The sequence below is a fragment of the Pseudooceanicola marinus genome (assembly GCF_002786295.1).
GTDB lineage: Bacteria > Pseudomonadota > Alphaproteobacteria > Rhodobacterales > Rhodobacteraceae > Pseudooceanicola > Pseudooceanicola marinus.
In genome coordinates this window covers 133,062-150,372 of sequence record NZ_PGTC01000022.1, presented here as the reverse complement: position 1 = coordinate 150,372, position 17,311 = coordinate 133,062, and the positions used below count along the sequence as shown (strand labels likewise).

At 63.2% G+C, this 17,311-nt stretch carries 16 protein-coding genes and 1 pseudogene; 8 read left to right on the top strand and 9 right to left on the bottom strand.

Annotated elements, in window-relative coordinates; genetic code table 11:
• Window positions 1-546, bottom strand: a pseudogene (locus tag CVM50_RS17775) (transposase); the annotation flags it as partial.
• Window positions 547-582: 36 nt separating this feature from the next.
• Between CVM50_RS17775 and CVM50_RS17770 the strand changes: the two are divergent.
• The 8 genes from CVM50_RS17770 (at window position 583) to CVM50_RS17735 (ending at window position 9,410) form a co-directional block, all read left to right on the top strand.
• Window positions 583-1,383 carry a glucokinase gene (locus tag CVM50_RS17770; RefSeq protein WP_085889852.1) on the top strand — a complete coding sequence of 267 codons (801 nt, stop codon included), beginning with the start codon at window positions 583-585 and terminating at the stop codon, window positions 1,381-1,383.
• A 572-nt stretch (window positions 1,384-1,955) separates the two neighbouring features.
• Window positions 1,956-2,480: a 2Fe-2S iron-sulfur cluster-binding protein gene (locus tag CVM50_RS17765; protein ID WP_085889851.1), complete on the top strand. Its 525-nt coding sequence runs from the start codon at window positions 1,956-1,958 to the stop codon at window positions 2,478-2,480.
• The gene (locus tag CVM50_RS17760) at window positions 2,477-3,448 is read left to right on the top strand and encodes an FAD binding domain-containing protein (RefSeq protein WP_085889850.1); all 972 of its coding nucleotides are present in this window, start codon (window positions 2,477-2,479) and stop codon (window positions 3,446-3,448) included. Before CVM50_RS17765 ends, CVM50_RS17760 begins: the two co-directional genes overlap by 4 nt.
• Window positions 3,445-5,634 carry a xanthine dehydrogenase family protein molybdopterin-binding subunit gene (locus CVM50_RS17755; protein WP_085889849.1) on the top strand — a complete coding sequence of 730 codons (2,190 nt, stop codon included), beginning with the start codon at window positions 3,445-3,447 and terminating at the stop codon, window positions 5,632-5,634. Before CVM50_RS17760 ends, CVM50_RS17755 begins: the two co-directional genes overlap by 4 nt.
• A 17-nt stretch (window positions 5,635-5,651) precedes the next feature.
• On the top strand, window positions 5,652-6,239 hold the full coding sequence (locus tag CVM50_RS17750; RefSeq protein WP_085889848.1) for an exopolysaccharide biosynthesis protein: 588 nt from the start codon (window positions 5,652-5,654) through the stop codon (window positions 6,237-6,239).
• Between the two features lie 121 nt (window positions 6,240-6,360).
• Entirely contained in the window at window positions 6,361-6,738 is a 378-nt protein-coding gene (locus tag CVM50_RS17745; protein ID WP_085889847.1) for a glucose dehydrogenase, read from the top strand.
• A gap of 16 nt (window positions 6,739-6,754) precedes the next feature.
• Window positions 6,755-8,875, top strand: coding sequence for a pyrroloquinoline quinone-dependent dehydrogenase (locus CVM50_RS17740; protein WP_085889846.1), 2,121 nt, complete (start codon window positions 6,755-6,757; stop codon window positions 8,873-8,875).
• A gap of 205 nt (window positions 8,876-9,080) precedes the next feature.
• A complete protein-coding gene (locus CVM50_RS17735) occupies window positions 9,081-9,410 on the top strand; it encodes a hypothetical protein (protein ID WP_085889845.1) in 330 nt (109 codons plus the stop codon).
• Between the two features lie 103 nt (window positions 9,411-9,513).
• Here CVM50_RS17735 and CVM50_RS21505 read toward each other — a convergent pair whose 3' ends face one another.
• From CVM50_RS21505 to CVM50_RS17690, 8 genes are all read right to left on the bottom strand, one after another.
• Window positions 9,514-10,011, bottom strand: coding sequence for an MBL fold metallo-hydrolase (locus CVM50_RS21505; RefSeq protein ID WP_198431931.1), 498 nt, complete (start codon window positions 10,009-10,011; stop codon window positions 9,514-9,516).
• Between the two features lie 488 nt (window positions 10,012-10,499).
• Window positions 10,500-11,285 (bottom strand): DUF6692 family protein, encoded by a 786-nt coding sequence (locus CVM50_RS17720; protein WP_306372322.1) that lies wholly within the window; start codon window positions 11,283-11,285, stop codon window positions 10,500-10,502.
• Between the two features lie 134 nt (window positions 11,286-11,419).
• Window positions 11,420-12,400 (bottom strand): c-type cytochrome, encoded by a 981-nt coding sequence (locus CVM50_RS17715; RefSeq protein ID WP_085889841.1) that lies wholly within the window; start codon window positions 12,398-12,400, stop codon window positions 11,420-11,422.
• Window positions 12,397-12,969 (bottom strand): cytochrome c oxidase assembly protein, encoded by a 573-nt coding sequence (locus CVM50_RS17710; protein ID WP_085889840.1) that lies wholly within the window; start codon window positions 12,967-12,969, stop codon window positions 12,397-12,399. The genes CVM50_RS17715 and CVM50_RS17710 overlap by 4 nt, the downstream gene beginning before the upstream one ends.
• Window positions 12,966-13,370 (bottom strand): hypothetical protein, encoded by a 405-nt coding sequence (locus CVM50_RS17705; RefSeq protein ID WP_085889839.1) that lies wholly within the window; start codon window positions 13,368-13,370, stop codon window positions 12,966-12,968. Before CVM50_RS17705 ends, CVM50_RS17710 begins: the two co-directional genes overlap by 4 nt.
• Window positions 13,367-15,928 carry a cytochrome c oxidase subunit I gene (gene ctaD, locus CVM50_RS17700; RefSeq protein ID WP_085889838.1) on the bottom strand — a complete coding sequence of 854 codons (2,562 nt, stop codon included), beginning with the start codon at window positions 15,926-15,928 and terminating at the stop codon, window positions 13,367-13,369. The genes CVM50_RS17705 and ctaD overlap by 4 nt, the downstream gene beginning before the upstream one ends.
• On the bottom strand, window positions 15,925-16,881 hold the full coding sequence (gene coxB, locus CVM50_RS17695) for a cytochrome c oxidase subunit II (protein ID WP_232618286.1): 957 nt from the start codon (window positions 16,879-16,881) through the stop codon (window positions 15,925-15,927). Before coxB ends, ctaD begins: the two co-directional genes overlap by 4 nt.
• A gap of 186 nt (window positions 16,882-17,067) precedes the next feature.
• On the bottom strand, window positions 17,068-17,268 hold the full coding sequence (locus CVM50_RS17690; protein ID WP_085889836.1) for a hypothetical protein: 201 nt from the start codon (window positions 17,266-17,268) through the stop codon (window positions 17,068-17,070).
• Window positions 17,269-17,311: the final 43 nt, after the last annotated feature.

The following is a 17,311-nucleotide window of genomic DNA, read 5'->3' as shown; positions in this document are numbered from 1 at the left end:
TGCGCACCGTCAGCCCTTCCTCGCGGTAGAGCCGATAGATCCGGTTGATACCCGAAGGCTCTCCCTCACGTCGCAGCAGCACGAAGAGCCGCCGACAACCAAACCGCCGACGCTCGCTGGCCAGTTCTCGCAGCCGCCCGCGCAGCACCGTGTCCGGCGCACGCTGCGCCTGATAGCGGACCATCTTGCGATCCGCATCGGCAACCCGGCACGCCCGCCGTTCCGAGAGCCCGAACCGGGCCTTCAGATGCGCGACCGCCTCGCGCTTCACGGCAGGCGTCACCACTTTTTTGAAACCAGTTCCTTCATCGCGGCCAGGTCGAGCATCTGCTCGGCCAGCAGCTTCTTCAGCTTGACGTTCTCATCCTCGAGCGCCTTCAACCGCTTCGCCTCTGACACCGTCATGCCACCGAACTTGGCCTTCCAGTTGTAGAAGGTGCCTTCCGACATGCCGTGCTTGCGGCACAGGTCCGCGCACTTTGCGCCGGCCTCGTGCTCGGCCAGGATGCCGATGATCTGCTCGTCCGTGAATCTCGTTCGCTTCATTGTCCGTCCTCAAGTTGGACCGGACTCTAATCAACGGTGGAGGAAAAATCCCGTGGCAGGTCAACCCGTGCCCCGCAGGCGGTGGTGGCCGCAGCCGGAAAGCCAAGCCTCGGTTCAATGCGTCTCACGAACAGGGACTGGACAATATCTGATCAAGTGTTCCGTTCTAAGGGCATCGAGGACGTGTTTTTCCTCAATGACCTGGAAGCTCTGGCTTATGCGACGAACTCGACAACGATTGCGTTGCAAGGCGTCCATCAGTGTTCGCCGACAGGCAGACAAAAACTGGTGGTAGGCATCGGAACTGGGTTCAATCTATGCCCATTTCAGTCGATTGACAGGGGCCGCCTCCTGACATTTTCGAGCGAAAGCGGTCACATGTCCCTACCTTCAGACATCACTGACGTCGCCAATCTTTACGGAGGCCACGTTCGAAAAGTTGAAGACCTATTCTCGGGTAGAGGATTCCGGCGAGTGATTGAAACCGCGACGGGTTACCGTATCGAGGACGTCGACCAATCAAAAAAGGTGCTCAAATCGAACAAAGGATTGGCCGAACGAGTTTTTCGGCTTTACGGGAGCGTGCTCGGGCAGCTGCTAAGAAATCTGTGTGTCAGTCACCTGCCATACGGCGGGGTCTTTTTTGCCGGGAGTGTAGCGCGCCGAATTTTCAGCGAGCAGATTTTCGTCTCAGAGCTACTGGCCACCCAGGGCAACACCATCCTCGGTGACGATTGGCTCCCACCCATTTCGCTTTTTTGCCAAGACGATGCGGCGCTCATGGGATTAGCTCTATGGGAGCCTGTCCGCGCTGACATATCCGACTACCGCTCTTAGCGGCCCATTTTCAGAAACACGCCGAACGTAGGTAGATTACCCAACCCGGCCCTCGGAAAGGGGTCGGGCTTTGGTGTGCAAATTCGAGGATCTCCTCGCAGCCTTACTCGCTGACCCGTTCACAGACGCGACCGAGACCTAAACGCTGCTGATCAGCACCATGCGGACGTCATGCCGCAGGCACCAATTGCGCCTTAGCCATGTTGAGCGGGCGCGGAAAACAACTCGAAACATCACGCACTCTCGATCGTTTGCTTATTAACTTCATGAAGGGTGACCCAATGAACACAAATCTGACCGTGAATGGTCGGCCTCATGAGCTCTATCTCGTCACCCATGTCACGCTATTAGATGCGTTGCGCGATCAGGCTCGAAGGTATCCTCAAAGGTTAAGAACGGGCGGAGACGAATACACGTCCTTTGCGCGGGATGGCTGCCGCCAGGCTGATCTGCGACGAGGCCGTCGCTTTGCATGGTCTCGGTGTCACTCAAATGAGCGGACCGCACAACTCAATGTTGGAACGGAGACCTATTTCATTCGTTGGGTTGGCAACACTCCAAAGGAGAGCTCCATGAAAACGTCCTTCACCGTGAACGGCTCGCCCTTCTCGATTGATCTCGACCCACGCGTTACGCTTCTCGATGCCCTGCGCGACCATCTGAACCTGACGGGCAGCAAGAAGGGCTGCGACCACGGTCAGTGCGGAGCCTGCACAGTGCTTGTCGACGGTCGCCGGATCAATGCGTGTCTAAGCCTCGCCGTGATGCACGACGGTGACGAGATCACAACGGTCGAGGGGTTGTCCGAGGATGGTCGCTCCCCACTACAATCCGCCTTCGTGCGTCACGACGGCATGCAATGCGGCTACTGCACGCCGGGGCAGCTATGCTCCGCCACCGCTGTCTTCCGCGAAATCGCAGAGGGTTGGCCCAGCCATGTCAGCGAAACGCTCGATGGCCCCTATGCACTGACGCGCGAAGAACTGGCCGAACGGATGAGCGGCAATATCTGCCGCTGCTCCTGCTACCCGGGGATCAACGCGGCGATCCTTGAGACCGCGGAAGAAGACGCCGGATATGCGGAGGCCGCGGAATGAAACCTTTCGACTATCAGCGCCCCGACACCCTCTCTGGTGCCCATGGCGCCGCCCGTGACGGCGCGACCTTCATCGCCGGGGGCACCAACCTGATCGATCTCATGAAGCTCGAGGTGATGGCACCCGATACTCTTATCGATATCTCGCGGCTGGGCCTCGACCGGATCGTGCCGCACGGCGACGGTTTGCACGTCGGCGCGACGGTGACCAACTCTGACCTCGCAGCCGACATGCGCATCCGTCGGGACTATCCGGTGCTGGCGCGCGCCCTCCTCGCGGGGGCCTCCGGACAGCTTCGGAACAAGGCGACCACCGGTGGCAACCTACTCCAGCGGACGCGCTGTCCATATTTTTATGACACCGCCACGCCCTGCAACAAACGCAGCCCCGGCTCTGGCTGCGCGGCTCTGGGCGGAGAAATGCGCAACCATGCGGTCTTGGGCACCTCCGAGCATTGCGTCGCCCTGCACCCGTCCGACATGGCGGTGGCGATGCGCGCGCTCGACGTGACGGTCGAGGTTGAGGGCGCGGACGGCACCCGCAGCGAGACTGCCCTCGATGACTTTTACCGACTGCCCGGCGATCGGCCAGATCAGGAGACAACGCTGGACGCCGGTGACCTGATCACAGGCGTGATCCTTCCCGCCCCCTTCGGCGGGCGCCAGACCTATCGCAAGGTGCGGGACCGCGCCTCCTATGCCTTCGCATTGGTCTCGGTCGCCGCGACCGTGCGGATGGAGAATGATCGTATTTCGAACGTCGCGCTCGCGTTCGGTGGCATCGGGACGCGGCCATGGCGTGACCCCGACGTCGAGGATTTGCTGACCGGGGAAACCCCCACCACAGCGCTATTCGAAAAGGCCGGAGACATTCTGATGAAGGACGCTGTCCTGCGTGAGGGGCTGGAATTCAAGGACACGCTTGTCCGCCGCCTGCTGACCGCGACCCTGACGGAGATGACCCAATGACCTTTGATCTGAAGATCGACGAACCGCATCCCGAACACCGCGCCGATGGCCTCGCGCAGGGCGTGCTGGAACAGGACAACGACCGCCCCGACGGATGGCTCAAGGTCGCCGGGACCGCGACATATGCGGCGGAGGAACAAGCCGACGATATGCTGCACGGGTTCCTGGTGCGCGCACCGAAGATCGGCGCAGTCTCCTGCCCGAATGTCGACGACGTGCGCGCCATGGAGGGTGTTCGCAGCGTGCTGCGGGACCCACGCATGATCCGCAACGCCGCCCAGGGCACTGCCAATGAAGCCCCGGCTCAGGGCGTCGACCGTGCGGCCTATGTCGGTCAGCCCGTTGCGCTTGTCGTGGCCGAAAGCTTTGAGCAGGCCCGCCATGCAGCGCAGGCTCTGGTCGTATCCGTCGAAGAAGAAGACAAGCCCGTCCAGCCCGATGCCGTCGAACCCGAAAAGCCGGAAGACAAATCAACCGAGCTCGGCGATCTGGATCGGGCCATGTCCGAGGCGGCCTTCACCGTCGATGCCGTCTACACCACTCCCTCCATGGTATCGGCAGCAATGGAGCCACATGCGGCCACCGCGCACTGGGATGGAGAGACACTGACGCTGCGCGGATCGCTCCAGATGCTGAAGTTCAACCGCAATGAACTGGCCGATAGCGTTGGCCTCGACCCGAAACATGTCCGCGTTCTCGCGCCCTATGTCGGCGGCGGCTTCGGGTCCAAGCTGGGCATTTCAGCGGATTGTGTCGCGGCTGCGCTCGCCGCGATGGAACTGAAACAGCCCGTGCGCGTCGTCCAGCACCGCCGCAACGTGTTCGAGGTTAACACACGGCGTTCAGAAACCCGCCAGCACATCCGTCTGGCCGCGGATACCGAAGGCCGCCTGACAGGGCTGGGTCACGAAGCGCTGGTGTCGAACCTCCCGGAAGAGGAATTCTCCGAACCCGTCATCCAGGGCAGCCACTTCGCCTATGCCGCCTCGAACCGGACGCTCGGCATGAAGGTCGCGCGCATCCACCGGTCCGCAGCCGGCTCGGTCCGCGCACCGGGGGAATCCGTCGGCGTAACAGCATTCGAAGTCGCGATGGATGAACTGGCGCAGGCAGCTGGGGTTGATCCGGTGAACCTGCGCCTGCGCAACATCCCCGAAAAAGACCCCGAGAGCGGCAAGCCCTTCTCCTCGCATCGGCTGGAAGCGGCCCTGCGCCAAGGGGCGGACGCCTTTGGCTGGTCGCACCGCCACGCCGCGCCGCGTCAGCAGCGAGAGGGCGAATGGTGGATCGGCACCGGCATGGCAGCAGCCTTCCGGGTCAACATGGTGATCGAGGCCGAGGCGCGTATAAGTCTGACCCGTGACGGCGCAACCGTGATGTCGGACATGACCGACATTGGCACCGGCAGCTACGCGATCTTCGGCCAGATCGCCGCTGAATTGCTGGGCCTCCCGCTGGATCGCATCGACGCGCAACTGGGCGACACCCGTTTTCCGCCCGGCTCCGGCTCCGGCGGGTCGTTCGGCGCGGCCTCGACCGGCACCGCCGTCTGGCTTGCGGGAATGGAGATCCGCAAGCAGATCGCCGACCGGCTCGGCTGTTCCGAAGCGGAACTGACCTTGAAGGACGGCAAGGCCACCTACGCCAATAAGCGCGCCTCCCTGCGTGATCTGCTGTCGGATGAGCCGATTACGGGCCACGGCCATGTCGAACCCGGCGAAGCGGCAGAAAAGGTCCGGCAGGCCACCTTCGGCGCGCATTTCGCAGAGGTTGCGGTCAGCGATGTCACCGGCGAGGTCTGCGTGCGGCGTATGCTGGGCAGTTTCGCAGCAGGCCGCATCCTCAACCCGCGCACGGCCACGTCGCAGTGTCATGGTGGTATGACCTGGGGCATCGGGATGGCCCTTACAGAAGAGCTCACGCACGACCGCCGAGACGGCCATGCCGTGAACCGGGATCTGGCGGGCTATCACCTGCCCGTCAACGCCGATGTGCCCCCCCTTGAGGTGCATTTCGTCGAGGAACTGGATGACTGGGCCGGTCCGATGCAGGCCAAGGGCATCGGAGAACTGGGCATCTGCGGCGCCGGCGCGTCGATCCTGAATGCGGTCTACAACGCCTGCGGGGCGCGTGTGCGGGACATGCCCGCGACGCCGGACCGGGTGCTGGCCGCACTGCCATCGTAGCGGGATAGGTTGGCGCCATGAGTGATACAACGAGTGATCAGACACACGCGTTAAGCGATGTCCTCGACACGCTCGAAGCGTCGCTGGATGGCGACAGCGTTACGGTCGAACATGTTATCGACAAGCTGGGTCGCGCCTCCTTTGCGTCGGTTATGCTGATTTTTTCACTGATCTCGACCTCGCCTGCCAGTGCCATTCCCGGGGTCACGGCGGTGGTTGCAATGCTGGTTCTACTCCTTATCGCCCAGATGATGATCGGGCGAGAGAGCGTATGGCTCCCTGACTTCGTCTCCCGCAAACGCATGGACGCGGACAAAGTGCAGCAAGGCATCAACTGGCTGCGCAAACCCGTCGCTTGGGTCGAACGGTTCATCAGGCCACGGCTGACATTCCTGTTCCACCGGCCATGGCTCTGGCTGCCAATGATCCTGATCGCTGCGTTGACGCTGATCATGCCGTTCATGGAGATTGTGCCGACCTCCGGGTCCATCGCATCGGCCGTGATCGCCCTCTTCGCAGCGAGCCTTCTCACCCGCGACGGCGTGCTGGCCTGTCTGTCTTTCGGTTTGCTTCTGGTCGTTCCGGTCACGCTCTATTTCGTCTGATCCGGCTCGATCCACTGCGACGTTTCGGCTCCGGGACGGAACAGACCAGCCGTCAACCCGTTGGTCTATCATGCGCCCTTCGTGCGCTTGATCATCCCCGACCGATCAGAAGGAGGCCCCCATGTCCGACATCACCGCATCCCCCGCCAATCCTCCGGGACATGAAACCTCATGGGGCGTCAAGATACTCGGATGGGTCTGCGTTCTCTTCGGTGCGGTCATTCTGGCGGGCGGCGTCTGGCTGATCTTTCTGGGCGGGAGCTGGTATTACGGCCTCGCCGGCCTTGGCCTTGCTGCCACTGGCGTCCTGCTGAACCGCTACATGATGGAAGCCATCTGGCTCTATCTCGTGGTGTGGATCGGAACGGTTGTCTGGGCCTGGTGGGAAGTCGGAGCCGACTGGTGGGCCGAGGTCCCACGCCTCGTCGCTCCGACCGTGATCCTCATCCTCGTGCTGCTCTGCATACCGGCACTGAGGCGCCACCCCTCCAAACTTTGATACGGATTTGCTTCAGATGACACGTTTTGTCCCCTTGGCCGCTGCCGTCCTCCTCGCTGGCACATTGCCGCTTCAGGCGCAGCAGGCGACCACCCCTGACACGCAGCAACCCGCGAACGGTGCTGCCGAAGACCCCTCCCCCACAGAAGACGCGGCGGTTTCGCCCCCCCCCGAAGAACAGGCCACAGAAGAAGCTACGGCAGATGGCGCCATCGCCGCTGCCCAGCCCCCGAGGGAGGTCGGGAGCGACTGGCCCTATTGGGGCGGCGACGCGCAGGCGACCCGCTATTCACCGCTGGACCAGATAACGCCCGAAAACGTAGGTCAGCTGGAACAGGTGTTTACCTTTCACACCGGCGATCTTCCCAAAGGCACGGCGGAGGGCAAATATTCACCCGAGGTTACGCCCCTCAAGGTCGGTGACGACCTACTGATGTGCTCCGCGATGAACATCCTCATTTCGGTCGATGCCGCCACGGGAGAGGAAAACTGGCGTTTCGATCCGGGCGTGCCGAACCAAGCGATCCCCTATGGCGCCACATGCCGTGGCGTCTCGGTCTATAGCAATCCGGACGCCGCCGAAGATGATGCCTGCGCAACGCGCGTGATCCAGGGCACGCTCGACGCCAAGCTGGTCGCCGTTGACGTCGAAACCGGAGCGCCCTGCGAAGACTTCGGCGAAAACGGCGCTGTCGACATGTGGCAGGATATCGGCGAACGCGTGCCCGGCTGGTATGCGGTCACCGCACCCCCGGCCATCGTGCGTGGCGTCGTCGTGACGGGCGCACAGGTCAAGGACGGTCAGGCCGAGGACGCGCCTTCGGGCGTGATCCGTGGCTATGACGCCGTGACTGGTGAACTGGCATGGGCCTGGGATCTGGCTGCACCGGATGAGAACCGCAACGGCCCGCCGGAGGGCGAGGTCTACACCCGCGGCACACCCAACATGTGGACCACGGCCGTCGCCGACGAAGAGCTCGGACTGGTCTACCTGCCTATGGGCAATTCCTCGGTGGATTATTACGGCTCCAACCGCAGCGATGCCGAGAACGAATACGCCACGTCGCTCGTCGCGCTCGACGCGACCACCGGCGAAGAGGCATGGCACTTCCAGACCGTGCGCCACGACGTTTGGGACTACGACCTTGGGTCTCAGGCTTCCCTGATTGACTATCAGGGCACCCCGGCGGTGCTCCTGCCGTCCAAACAGGGTGACATCTACATCCTGAACCGAGAGACGGGTGAGCCGCTGACACCGGTCGGAGAATTGACCGACCTGCCGAAGGGTGAGGTCGAGCCGGATTTCATTTCGGATACGCAGCCGGTAAGCGAATGGCACACGCTGCGAAAAGACCCGCTGGAAGAAAAGGACATGTGGGGTTTCACCCCTATCGACCAGCTCTGGTGCCGCATTCAGTTCCGGCGCGCGAATTACGACGGGTTCTTCACGCCGCCTTCCACCGACAAACCATGGATCCAGTATCCCGGCTATAATGGTGGGTCCGACTGGGGGTCGGTCGCGGTCGATACGGACCGCGGGATCATCATCGCCAACTACAACGATGTGCCGAATTACAACCGGCTTGTGCCGCGTGACGAGGTGACCTCCAAACCGATCAATGAGATGGAGACCGGCGAAAGCGGCGGAGCAAATGCCGAAGGTGCCGCAGACCCGCAAGCTGGTTCCCCATACGGGATCAGCGTCAATGCGGGGTGGCGGAACGACCTGACTGGCGTGCCATGCACGCGTCCTCCCTACGGCGGTATCCGCGCGATCGACCTTGAAACCGGCGAAACCCTCTGGGACCGCCCTCTGGGCACGGCACGGCGGAATGGCCCGTTCGGAATCCCGTCCTTCCTGCCCTTTGACATCGGCACGCCGAACAACGGCGGGTCGGTGGTGACCGCTGGCGGACTGGTGTTCATCGCCGCGGCGACGGACAACCTGTTCCGGGCAATCAATATCGAGACCGGAGAGACCGTCTGGTCGACAGTTCTGCCAGCTGGTGGACAGGCGAACCCGATCACCTATGAGGTCGATGGCCGCCAATATGTGATGGTGTCGGCCATGGGTCATCACTTCATGGAAACGCCGGTGGGCGACGAAGTGATCGCCTGGGCCCTTCCCGAGAACTGAACGACCTGAATAGCAAGGCGCGCGGTGGCAGGGTTTGGTCTTGCCGCCGCCGCTGCATCAGCTGATCGTGCGAGGTCGGTCGTGGACTGCCGCAACCGCTTTTTCAGCACCCACCTCCCCCAGACAGATGGCCGCCCCGTGTTGGCGTAGCTGGAACTCCGCAAGCGGACTGCCGTTGATCGTGTAGGAGCGAGGAGCACATCCTATGACCGACACCAAGACGAAAGCCCCCGAAGATCGCACGACCGAGACGTCCGCCCAACTGCGCGATGAGATCGACAGAGGCGGAACCGGCGACAAGGTCGCGTTCTCCGACCCCGCGGCGGCCCCCTTGGGCACAGATGCCGAGGCCGGAGGGCACCCGCCGGACCGCGATCAGGTCAAACGGGCCGCTGCGGTCGAAACTCCGCGCGCTAAGCCGGAAGACAGAAAGAAAGGTCCGGCAGAATTGCAGGGCAACAGACTAAGTCCCCGGGTTCTGGTTATTGCCGCCGTCGCCGTGATCACACTGATCGTGGTCGTGGTGGCACTGTAGACCGAGCCGACACATGGGACGACTTCCCGCGCTCGCTCAGCCATTCTCCCGGCTTCAAGCCGCCCGATAATCCGTTCGAGGTTCGAAGCGGCCTCTTCCCGGGTCACGGCATAGCCGTAAGGTGCACCGTCCTCGACACCCCAGGGCACGAGGATATCGAAATCGATCTCCCCAACGCCGCGAGGCTGCCCAGATAAGCCGCCCGATTGCTGTCGCCGAGCAGAACCGCCTTCCACTCGCCGTTCTGCACCCACAGAACGTCCCCCGGAAAGGGCAGACGGCGTTCGCCGTTGTTCCAGAGGAAGGTCGTGGTTCCCGGCGTATGGCCGGGTGTCGGGATGATTTCCAGATCATCTTCGATCATATGGCGTTCCGAGAAGGTGCCGGCGATGGCCATGTCGACATTGGCCCGGTCTGCCTCATTGATCCAGACGGGCACATCGAGGCGCAGCGCGCCATGCATTGCTTCGTGATGGTGGTTCATGAGAAGGCGCTCAGGCCGCCCCATTTCACAAATCTCGTCAGCAGCCTCACTGATACCCGGGGCATTGTAGACGGTGACGTTGCCCTGCGGCCTCTCAAGCACGAAAGCGCGAACCACGACTCCGCCGAGGAAGGGTAACGGTGCACCCGGGGTCCCGTGGAGGCCTCGGATCGTGGATTATAGTCCGTTGGAAGTGTCATCGAAGGTAAGCTCATCCGTCATCGGAGGGTTTCCTTCGCTGTCGGCCATGCAAGCCGTGGCGGCCGCCCGCCGGCGGCTGGGCTGAGAGGTGCGCTTCGATGCGGCTCTGTGCCTGCGTCGTCGCTGCGACCGTGTCACGCTCCAGCCCGACTCCAGATCGGCCGGGGCCGGAAGCCGCCGCGCCACCGCGTGGATCAGATCAACCAGTTCGTAAAGCTCCATGGACGGTCTTTCAGCCATGGCCCCGCCATTTACCCTAAGATGAAAGCTATCAAGTAGTATCTAACGGCGAGATTTCATGGCTGACCCGCTTTCAAGCAAGTCGCAACGCGGGTCACACCCTGTGCACCGGTGGGATGACCGACACAATTTGCGGACATCCCCTGAATGACCGGCCGTTCCGGTCAGCCGTCGCAGGACCACCACCCGCGATACCCTGACGAGGGGCCGGGATCGAAGGCGAAGGCCAGGGTCGCGTCAGACCGGACATCCGGATCATCCCTCGACGTGACCGAGATACTGAGCCCTTGGGTTTGCCATGTCCCATCCTCACCTTCCAGCGGTAGTAGCACGCCACTGACCTGGGCCACCGCTTGCCCCGCGCCGTCCGTCCACAGGATCGGATCGGCTTCGGGCGCACGGCGGAACTGACAACCCGTCCCGGAGATCACCTTTGCGGCGTCCTCGCGGCTGACGGGCGCCGGATCAAGGGACGACAGCTGCACGTTGGCGCGTGCGTCCTCCATCGTTCCGACACGGGCCGGATCATCCTGAAACGCATCCGCGACAGTCCGGCCGGCTGCGGTCTCGGCCACGAGATACCGCATCTCGGCGATTTCCTTTCTCTGAGCCGACGCGATTTCATCGGCCAGCCGCGCCACGCGGGCATCTTCGATCCCGGCGCGTTCAGAGGTCATGATCGCAATCGAATGATGCGGGATCATGGCCCGCATGTAGCTGGGGCCCGACACGGTCACCTGACTCCGCACGAGCCAGAGCGCGACCCCCGACACGACGACAGCCCCGGCGAGAATAGCGAAGTTGGCTGTCCGGTTCGGATACATTCCCCACATCCAGAGCATCATGACGATCGCCATGACGCCCCCCATCAGGATCGCCATGTAGACGCGTGTTTCGGAATAGAACATGTGCGCGGAGGAGTATGTGTTGAGATACATCAGAACCAGCATGACAATGGTCGACGTAAGGATCATGAGGGCAAAACGGAGATATGGCATCGAGGCCTCCGGCTGGCTTGGAAATGGTGCGAGGATGACAGATCAACGCAATGTGATCCGCGATGTTCCGGTCGCTGTCGGCTTGTCTATCGCCCGACACCAGCAAAATAGCGGCTCAGGGTCTTGATATCCTCGGTCGTCAGATCTCGCGCCGCCGCGGCCATGAGCGCATCATGGTCAAGGGTTCCGTCCCGCCAGAGCTTCAGCTGGGCCACGAGGTAGGCCTCGTTCTGACCGAAGAGGCGCGGGCCCTTGCTGGGGTCCTGTCCACCGTGGCAGGCGAGGCAGGCGGGCACATCGCGGGTGCCCTGCCGCGCCAGCGCCGCGCCCGGCCCCTCCCCCGGCACCGGGTCCGGGTTGGCGGGCTTGGCTGAGAACGCCTCTGCCAGCTCTGCAAAGCTGTCCTTGGGCACCCGGGTCGCCGCCTGCGCCATGATCCCGCTCGGCCTCTCTCCGGTCAGATAGGCATCAAGCTGCGCTTCGAGGTATTCGGCAGACTGAATGTCCAGCTGGGGCACCGGGCCGCCGATATCCCCGTGGCAGCTTTGGCAATAGGCCGTGCCGGTCAGGGTTGGCGAAGGCATCCGTGGGGCGGTATCGCGTTTGATCGACTCCAGGAACGCAATGACGGCCCAGACCTCGTCACCCCGCGCCCCGACGGGCCAGGCCGGCATACCGGTCATCTTGGCCCCGTTTTCGACGATCCAGTGCAACTCGTTCGCCTCCCAATGCGCGACTGCCTCGTTGATCGGCGGTGGCGCGGGCACCATGGCGCGGACGGTTGCACTTTGCGTTTCACCCGGAGCGCCGTGGCACATCGCGCAGGCCGTTGCGTAGTGCCCGGCGCCAAGGGCGATCAGGTCCGGGTCGTCCAGCGGCGGCACCTCCTCGGGCGCAAGTGCGCGCAGGCTGACCGAGTTGCGGAAGGTCGTGTGCAGCACCCAGGACACTCCGGGCAGATGCCCCACCTGCGCCGACACGTTGTAAAGGCCGAACCCCACAACCGCCGCCGCGCCCGCAAGCCCAAGCCCGCCCAGCACCGCGAGTGTCAGCAGAACTCGCCTCATGCCGTCCCCCTTTCCCGCAACGCCTGCCCGGTCAGCCACAGCCCCGCGATCAGGTAAACCGGCGTTCCGATGGCCAGCATCAGCATGCCCCCGATCTGCTGACCCGAGAGATCAGGCGCAGTGCCGCAGATCTCGGCATAGATGTCGCGCGGCGCCAGAACCAGCAGCGCCCCCAGCAAGGTCATATGCATCGAGGTCAGCAGCAGCCCCCCTGCCCCGGCGAGGGGCTGGTCACGCCGCAGACAGCTGGCCCAGACCAACAGGCCGACAACGAGGAAGCTCGCCTGTTCGGCCGCAAATCCCAGACCCTGCAACCGCCCGAGGGCATGCGCGGCAGGCAGATGCCAGCCCCAGACCACGACGAATTCTACAAGGGCTGCGGCGAGCGGCGGCACCGCCATCCGATCGGCGGCATCCGGCAGGCTCAGCACGAGCAGAGGCGCGGCCAGGGCGACCAGCACCATGTGCCTGACCATATGCGCGGCAAAGACCGGCATGTATCTGTCGAGTGGGATCAGCCAGACGAGGGCCAGCAGCAACAGGCCTGGAACAAGGAAAACCGGCTTCATTGGCACCCCCCGATCAGAACCAGCGGTAGCGAAACGAAGACCACACCGATCGCCGAGATGATCGAGAGCAGAAACGCCGCGTGGCCGAGAAAGTGGTGCCGGTCCTCCGCCCGCCCGCACCGGTTCACGAAATCCCCGGTCTGCGCGACATTCCACTGCCGCCAGGCGACCCAGCCAACCCAACCGATCCCGACAAGCGCGGCCCCGCTGGCCACCAGCAGTCCGGACCGCACGGCGTCGATATCCCAGCCCTTCGCACAGGTGACCGCCACCAGCCCATAGCAGGCAACGAAATGCGCGGCCCAGATCAGCGGGCCGAGCGTGATCTTGAACAGGCTCGCATGTTCTTCGGCGAACTCCTTTTGGTCCTCGTCCCGGCGTGGCTGATGCTCGTCGGTCATAGCGCCTCCGGCATAAGGCCCAGCACTGCACAGGCCACCAGCGCCGAAATCGTCACGAAATGCCAGAAGAGCGAGACGTTCCAGATGTCCGCATCATAGCGCGGCGTCAGCTTGCCGAAGAGCGATCCGGCGAGACAGTAGAGCTGCATGATGACGCCGGCCCCGGAATGGACCGCGATCCAGATCGCAAGCGCCCAGAGGATTGCCGGATAGACATGGGATGCCGGCTCCAGGTCAATCACGGCCCCGACCAGCGCCGCAGCCCCGGCGGCCGCCACCGCTGGCGCGGCAATCAGGCAGATCCGCGCCGGGGTCACCCGCCCTGCCCGGTTCAGCTGGCGCGCCCCGACCGTCAGCGCCCAGTTTACCGCAAAGGCCAGCGCTGCCAAGGCGATAAGGCCCGGCACCGCATGGGCTGCGCCGTCGGGCGGAAAGTCGGGCGACGCGGTCCAGTAGAAGAAGAACCCGAAGACCAGCGAAGCAAAGGCCGTCGCATCCCCCAGCATGGTGATCCAGATGGCCCACCACCCGACAGAGGCCGGACCTGCCGCATAGGTCGGCAGACGCAGCCCGAGCCCCGCATCCTTGCTGTCCGCCTCGGGCACCTGCGCGGTTGCGGTCCAGAGCCACCAGATGATGCAGCAGATCGCCAGCGCTCCGCTGATGATCGCGGGCGTATACCAGCTGAAGGTTGGGAAGATGAACGCGCCGCCCGTAAACGCTGCGGCCCAGAGCGTGATCCACGTCGGCCCGGTGACCCGCTGAACCTGCACCGGCTCTGCATCGATGACCGAGGTGACGAGCGTCTCGCGTTTGCCCTCCTGTGCGTCCGGCAGGTAGTAGCGCCCCGCGTCCAGCCGCGTCAGCATGTCGGGCTGATCCCAGAGCGGATAGCGCGTCGTCACATGCGGGATGGATCGCACACCCCAGGCCTCTTCGGGCACGTCATGGGTCCATTCCAATGTGCCACCGTCCCAAGGATTGCGCGGGATCTGCGCCTGTCTGTGCTTGGGCCGGATCAGGTCCCAGACAAAGGTCGCGAACCCTGCTGCCATGACAAAGGCCCCGACGGTCGAGATCAGGTTGAGCCAGTCCCATCCAAGCCCGCCCGGATAGGTATAGACCCGCCGCGGCATGCCCCAGAGCCCGGTCAGGTGCATCGGCAGGAAGCACAGGTTGAACCCGCTGAAGGTCAGCCAGAAGGCCCACTTGCCCAGCCGGTCCGACATCAGCTTTTTCTGGATGAACGGGAAGAAGTAATAGACCCCCGCGATCACCGGAAAGACCATACCGCCGAAAAGCGTGTAATGCAGGTGCGCCACGATGAAGTAGGTGTCATGCGCCTGGAAATCGAACGGTGCCAGCGCCAGCATCACGCCGGTCAGCCCCCCCATGGTGAAGATCGCCAGCGCCCCCGAGATCCACAGCATCGGTAGGGTCATCTTCACCCGCCCCGCCATCAGCGTGGCGAGGAAGGCGAAAATCTGGATGCCTGTGGGGATCACAACCGCCTCGGATGCCGCCGAAAAGAAACCGAGCGAAATCGACGGCAATCCGGTGGTGAACATGTGGTGCACCCAGAGCCCGAAGGACAGGAACCCCGTGCCCACGGCTGACAGCACGATCCAAGAATAGCCGAAAATCGGCCGCCGGGCGACGGTCGGGATGACCATCGCGGCAATCGCAATGGAGGGCAGGAAGATGATGTAGACCTCCGGATGGCCGAAGATCCAGAACAGGTGCTGCCACAACATCGGATCGCCGCCGCGCGTCGGATCGAAGAAGGGCCAGTCGAAGGATCGTTCGAGCTCGAACAAGAAATCCCCTGCAATCAGCGGCGGGAAGGCAAAAAGGATCATTCCTCCCACCACCAGCACATACCAGGCGTAGAGCGGCATGATGTTCACCCGCATCCCCGGCGGCCGGCATTTCAGCGTGCCGACGATAAGCTCGACCGCCGCAGCAATCGACGCGACCTCGATGAACGACAGACCAAGCAGCCAAATGTCCGACCCCGGCCCCTCGTCCTTGGTCGCGAGCGGCGGATACATGAACCACCCGGCGCGTGGCGCGGCGTCGAAGAAAATCGAACCGATGACAAAGACGCCACCGATCAGGAAGCACCAGTAGCCGAAGGCCGACAGCCGCGGGAACGGCATGTCCCGCGCGCCCAGCATGCCCGGCAGCAACAGGATCGACACCGCCTCGAACATCGGCACGGCGAAAAGGAACATCATCGCCGATCCGTGCATTGTGAAAAGCTGATTGAACCGGTCGGCAGAGACCAGATCGTTTTCCGGAACCGCCAGTTGCAGCCGGATTATCAGCGCCATGACCCCGGCGAGCAGCATGAACACCAGTGCTGTCAGACAATACCACTTGCCGACCTCGGTATTGTTGACCGCTGTAATATAGCGCCAGCCTTTCGGCGTCTCCCAGGCGGCCCGCAACCGGCTCGCCTGAGCCTCCTGCACGTCCCGGGGCACAGGCTCGGCCAACATCTCGTCGGTCGGAGGATACGGGCCTTCGGGCTGCGGCAAACCGGACGGGCGCGTCATTTCAACCCTTCCAGATATGCGGCCAGATCGGACAACTGATCGGGTTCAAGATCGTAGGTTGGCATCTTTACCTCGGGTTTGAGAACGTCCGTGTGACTGATCCAGATCGAGAGGTCATCAATGGTGACCTTCAACCGCCCGGCACCCAGGGTCTGCCGACTGCCGACATGGGTCAGGTCAGGGCCGACCTGCCCGACGTTTTCGGTTCCGCGAACCGCATGGCAGGCCCCGCAGCCCTCGGACCGGAACAGCCGCGCGCCTCGCGCCGCGGCGTCAGTGGATGGGGGAACGGCATCGGCGGCTTCGGACGCAAGCCACCGGTCGAAATCGGCGGGCTCCATCGCGACGGCGGCAAAGGCCATCCAGGCGTGCGACGCACCGCAGAATTCGGCGCACTGGCCGCGATAGGTGCCTGGTCTTTCGGGGAGCAGACTGATCATCGTCTCGCGGCCCGGGAACATGTCCATCTTTCCGCCGAGTGCGGGTATCCAGAACGAGTGAATGACCTTGTCGGATGTCAGATGTATTTCGGTCCTCTGCCCGACCGGGAGACGGATCTCGTTGGCCGTGAGAACAGGTGCATCCGCCCCCTCAGGCCAATACTCCACCCGCCACCACCACTGCTCGCCCGTCACCCGGACCACCAGCCCGTCACCGGGGCGGCGCGGGTCGGGCAACATGCTCAGGCCCCAGACCAAAAGCACGGTCAGCACGACGACCGGCAACACGATCCCGCCACCGATCAGGATATGTCGGGCATAGCGCTGATCGAAAGCGCCCGGCCTGACACGGGACATGTAATAAAACGCGCCATTCACCAGCAGCCAGAGAAACACGGCACCGACCAGCATCACCCAGAAAAGCGTGGAAATCGAAAGGGCATCGCGCCCGGCTGGGTTCAGTGACGATTGCTCACCCCCGCATCCGGCCAAAGCCAGAAGCGGGACACTCAAATAAAAAATATGTCCATGCGGGAGGCGGCGAGCGCATCGCTCGCCATGATTTGCGACCATGACACGAGAACGTGAGCGGTGCGCAAAAGTTCCCAACCCTGTCCATCCCACGCAGCGAGCGCGGCTTAACCATGATACTTGTTTCACTCAGTACGGTTGCAAGCCCGCTTTATGGCCCGCCCGAGTTCAGGACCACGCAGGATCGTCGCGCCGAACCTTGTGAGTATTCCACAGCCCCGCCGGGATACCGGCCACCGCGCCTATGACCGCGGCCGCGGCAAAAGCTTTCCAACCGACCCATCCGATCGCCAGAAATGCCGTTACCGCCGCGCCCGCAATGCACAGGGCCCAAAGCGGAATGAATAACAGTCTCCAACCATATTTCATGACTTTCCTCCTTCAGAAGTATGGAAGGCCAACGGAGATCTCG

Coding starts and splice junctions, on each gene's coding strand:
- CVM50_RS17755 (WP_085889849.1), top strand. CDS start 3,445: ATGACCTTTGATCTGAAGATCGACGAACCGCATCCCGAACACCGCGCC.
- CVM50_RS17715 (WP_085889841.1), bottom strand. CDS start 12,400: ATGAGGCGAGTTCTGCTGACACTCGCGGTGCTGGGCGGGCTTGGGCTT.
- CVM50_RS17720 (WP_306372322.1), bottom strand. CDS start 11,285: ATGCTGGTTCTGATGTATCTCAACACATACTCCTCCGCGCACATGTTC.
- CVM50_RS17765 (WP_085889851.1), top strand. CDS start 1,956: ATGAAAACGTCCTTCACCGTGAACGGCTCGCCCTTCTCGATTGATCTC.
- CVM50_RS17750 (WP_085889848.1), top strand. CDS start 5,652: ATGAGTGATACAACGAGTGATCAGACACACGCGTTAAGCGATGTCCTC.
- ctaD (WP_085889838.1), bottom strand. CDS start 15,928: ATGACGCGCCCGTCCGGTTTGCCGCAGCCCGAAGGCCCGTATCCTCCG.
- CVM50_RS17735 (WP_085889845.1), top strand. CDS start 9,081: ATGACCGACACCAAGACGAAAGCCCCCGAAGATCGCACGACCGAGACG.
- CVM50_RS17740 (WP_085889846.1), top strand. CDS start 6,755: ATGACACGTTTTGTCCCCTTGGCCGCTGCCGTCCTCCTCGCTGGCACA.
- CVM50_RS17760 (WP_085889850.1), top strand. CDS start 2,477: ATGAAACCTTTCGACTATCAGCGCCCCGACACCCTCTCTGGTGCCCAT.
- CVM50_RS17705 (WP_085889839.1), bottom strand. CDS start 13,370: ATGACCGACGAGCATCAGCCACGCCGGGACGAGGACCAAAAGGAGTTC.
- CVM50_RS17710 (WP_085889840.1), bottom strand. CDS start 12,969: ATGAAGCCGGTTTTCCTTGTTCCAGGCCTGTTGCTGCTGGCCCTCGTC.
- CVM50_RS17745 (WP_085889847.1), top strand. CDS start 6,361: ATGTCCGACATCACCGCATCCCCCGCCAATCCTCCGGGACATGAAACC.
- CVM50_RS17690 (WP_085889836.1), bottom strand. CDS start 17,268: ATGAAATATGGTTGGAGACTGTTATTCATTCCGCTTTGGGCCCTGTGC.